Consider the following 3726-nt stretch of genomic DNA (forward strand, 5'->3'; position numbering starts at 1 on the left):
CATCCGGTTTTGATGCTGTTTTGGCTGCCTACGGCAAGCTCGCCAAATATGGTGCATTATATGCCGTGATCTACTTCTTTGTCGGCTCTCCGATTACGTTCGGTGCCAAGCATTACTATGTATCGCGGGCACGCGGCGAAGATTCGACCGTTGGTCTGATTTTCCAGCCGTTTACCAGCGGCAAGAGCTATCTGACCTCGCTCAAGCTAAGCTTGTCTATCGGCATCCGCTCTCTCGGCTGGCTGGTTATCACCTATGCCATCATACTGGTCGGCTTGATTCCGCTGGTCTCCTCCGCTTTTTCGGATTCTGACGCGCTGTTTGGCATTCTGCTTTTCCTCTATATCATCGTGATCTGTGTGGTTGCCGCTTGGGCTTCCGTAAAGATCCGCCGCTATGACGGTGCATACATCTGCATGATTGACACGCCGGACGCCAGCGTTTGGCAGGCAACCGGTGCTTGTGCTAAGATTTTTAAGAACCACAACTGGGAACTCTTCGTTTTTGATCTGAGCTTCTTCCTGTGGGAATGCTTGGCAGCCATTACCTGCGGCATCGTCGGTCTGTACGTCACGCCATATCAGGAAATCGCATTCATCCATTACTTTGACGCCCTGTGCGGCAGAACGCCGGAACCGGCAGAACAGCCGCAGCCAGAAGCGTAATCCCGTTTTCCCATTGACACTGCTCCCAAATTCTGTTACTCTGACGGTACAGATACGAACAGAGAGGGTGTTATTCCATGGGAAGACCTGTCAAAAAGGTTCATAAGAGCCAACAGCAGCGCAGAAAAGAAGCAGAAGCTCGCCGCGCCGAGCAGCAGAAAAAGGAAGATCGTCTGACCTACATCATGCTCGGTGTTGTCGCCGTCATCTTCGTGATTTTCGCCGGTTTCTTATTATTCTGACCCATTCAAACAGATGCTCCATTGCGGGCATCTGTTTTTCTTTTCGCCTATTGTTAAAAAGTTTTGAACAAACGGCTTTCCCCTCTTGCATTTTCCTTCCAATTGGTTTATTCTATATTAGCACTCGTTAGATGAGAGTGCTAAATTCGTAATTTAAAATCTGAAAGGATTGACATACAATGGCAAAGCAGCAGTTTCAAGCAGAATCCAAGCGTCTGCTGGACATGATGATTAACTCGATCTATACGCACAGAGAAATTTTCCTGCGCGAGCTGATCTCCAACGCAAGTGATGCAATTGACAAGCGTCATTTCAAGTCTCTGACCGATGCGTCTCTCGTACCGGAGGAAGGCTTCTCCATTCATCTGGCAGCCGATGAAGACGCTCGCACCCTGACCATTTCCGATAACGGTATCGGCATGACCAAGGAAGAGCTGGAAAAGAACCTCGGCACCATCGCACAGAGCGGCTCTCTAGCATTTAAGAAGGAAAACCAGACCGAAGACACGGATATTATCGGTCAGTTCGGTGTCGGCTTCTACGCGTCCTTTATGGTCGCTTCTCATGTCAAGGTCGTCTCCAAGGCATGTGGCGCGGAGCAGGCTTATGTTTGGGAATCCGACGGCGCAGACGGCTACACCATTGAGCCGGGCGAAAAGGATGCCTACGGCACCGATATTATCCTGACCATCAAGCCGGATCCGGAAGGCGAGGACGAGGATACCTACAGCGAATTCCTGCAGACCTACCGTCTGGCTGGTCTGGTTCGCAAGTATTCCGACTACATCCGTTACCCGATCAAGATGCAGATGCCGCATTCGCAGGAAAAGCCGAAGCCGGAGGACGCACCGGAAGATTACAAGCCGGAGTACGAAACCGTCTACACCGAGGACACGCTGAACTCGATGGTTCCGCTGTGGAAGAAGGCAAAGAAGGACATCACGCAGGATGAATACGACGAGTTCTACCGCAGCAAGTTCATGGACTACATGAAGCCGCTGCGCACGATTCACTTCCACAACGAAGGTCTGACCGCATCCTATGACGCGCTGCTGTACATCCCGTCTCAGCCGCCGTTTGACTACTATTCCAAGGACTTCTCCAAGGGTCTGTCCCTGTACACCTCCGGTGTCATGATTATGGAGAAGTGCGCTGACCTGCTGCCGGATTACTTTGGCTTTGTCCGCGGTCTGGTTGATTCCTCTGATCTGTCTCTGAACATCTCCCGTGAGATGCTCCAGCACGACCGTCAGCTCAAGGCGATTGCCATCAGCTTGGAAAAGAAAATCCGCTCGGAGCTGCTCAAGATGCAGAAGGACGAGCGCGAGGAATACATCAAGTTCTGGAACGCGTTCGGTTACTCCATCAAGGCCGGTGCCTATGCAAACTACGGCGCCGACAAGGAAAAGCTGCGCGACCTCATGATGTTCTACTCGGCAAAGAACGAGAAGCTTATCACCCTCAAGGAATACCGCGAGGCGATGCCGGAAGATCAGGAAGAGATTTACTATGCAGCCGGTTCCAGCACCGATGCCCTGTCCAAGCTGCCGCAGGCTGAAATGGTTCGCAAGCACGACTACGACATCCTGTACTTGACCGCTGACATTGATGAATTTATCATCTCCCAGTTGGAGTCTCAGGACGACAAGAAGTTCCGCTCCATTACTGCCGGTGATTTGAACCTGTCTTCCGAGGAAGAAAAGAAGGAAGCAGAAGAGAAATCCACCGCAAACCGCGCGATGTTCGACGCCATGAAGGAAGCTCTGGACGGCAAGGTAAAGGACGTTCGCGTTTCTTCCCGTCTGGTCAGCGATCCGGTTTGCCTGACTTCCGAAGGCAATCTGTCCATCGAAATGGAGCGCGTTCTCAACAACGTGCCGAACAACGGCAATCACTTCTCCGCAGAAAAGGTTCTGGAAATCAACGCCTCTCACCCAATCTTTGAGAAGTTGATTCGTCTGTACACCAGCGATCCGGATAAACTCAAGACCTATGCAAAGCTGCTGTACGATCAGGCTATGCTGATTGCCGGTATGCCGGTAGAGGATCCGGCTGCCTTTACGCAGGCAATGTGCGACCTGATGGCAGAATAATATGTGCCAAATCCGAATACCGCATTGGCATTCGAGATATGTTCCTAATCAGCTCCCGTTCTTCGGAACGGGGGCTTTTTTGGTTGCACACAAAAAACCATCCGCAGAGCCGGTAGGAACGCCCCGCGGATGGTTTTTAGAGAGAGAATATAACCAAAGAAGTGTGGAATAGGTAGGAATCAAAAATTAACGATAATCGTATGTATTGCGCGATGTGCGTGTAACCGGTGCAGCATGGGTGCTGTGGCTCAAAACCGTCGCAACGAGCGGCATAACAACGATCAGTGCGGTAAGAATGGTTGTCATGGCAAGTTCTTCCTTTCTAATAAATATAGAATAATATCAGTTTTATTTAGATACAGCAATCCCGTTAAATCAAATTTCTTTGTCTTTCGTTTTTGCTGTCCTCTTTGTTTTTATGTCTATATTATAGTCAAAATTCGTGTCTTTTTCTTCTATTTTGTTGCGAAAGAATCCGTCTTATTTCCGCCGTTTTTCGCATTGCTTCTGGAATTTTTTTGTTATCTTGCGATACGTTCAATTTCTTTGTTTTGTGAAAAAGCACAAGGGCATCCGGAAAAAATTCCCTCACAATTTTAGGCACTTCTGCCTTTGCGTTCCCAAATTTTTTCTCATACAATAATATGGAACTGATATTTCGTGAGGTAAAAATATGATGAATGAAAAAGTACATGTCCCGGTAAGACTGACGCTCGCCGTTATCGC

Annotated in this window: 4 protein-coding genes; 3 read left to right on the forward strand and 1 reads right to left on the reverse strand. The window is 49.3% G+C overall.

Annotation, left to right across the window (positions count from 1 at the left end; all coding sequences use genetic code 11):
- The 3 genes from ACR0P9_RS08935 to htpG all read left to right on the forward strand — a co-directional run.
- On the forward strand, positions 1 to 665 hold a 665-nt coding region (locus ACR0P9_RS08935), incomplete at its 5' end, for a DUF975 family protein (RefSeq protein ID WP_432619339.1).
- Between the two features lie 77 nt (positions 666 to 742).
- Positions 743 to 907, forward strand: a complete 165-nt coding sequence (locus ACR0P9_RS08940; protein ID WP_432619341.1) for a hypothetical protein — start codon at positions 743 to 745, stop codon at positions 905 to 907.
- Between the two features lie 179 nt (positions 908 to 1086).
- The gene (gene htpG / locus ACR0P9_RS08945; RefSeq protein WP_432619343.1) at positions 1087 to 3000 is read left to right on the forward strand and encodes a molecular chaperone HtpG; all 1914 of its coding nucleotides are present in this window, start codon (positions 1087 to 1089) and stop codon (positions 2998 to 3000) included.
- 433 nt (positions 3001 to 3433) lie between these two features.
- Here htpG and ACR0P9_RS08950 read toward each other — a convergent pair.
- Positions 3434 to 3726, reverse strand: a 293-nt coding sequence (locus tag ACR0P9_RS08950) for a hypothetical protein (RefSeq protein WP_432619345.1), incomplete at its 5' end; no start/stop codon positions are given.

Source organism: Butyricicoccus sp. (assembly GCF_050872565.1).
Classification (GTDB): Bacteria; Bacillota; Clostridia; order Oscillospirales; family Butyricicoccaceae; genus Butyricicoccus_A.

What these genes read in the sequence shown, in the direction of transcription:
- ACR0P9_RS08940 (WP_432619341.1), top strand. Translation starts at nt 743, where the DNA reads ATGGGAAGACCTGTCAAAAAGGTTCATAAGAGCCAACAGCAGCGCAGA.
- htpG (WP_432619343.1), top strand. Translation starts at nt 1,087, where the DNA reads ATGGCAAAGCAGCAGTTTCAAGCAGAATCCAAGCGTCTGCTGGACATG.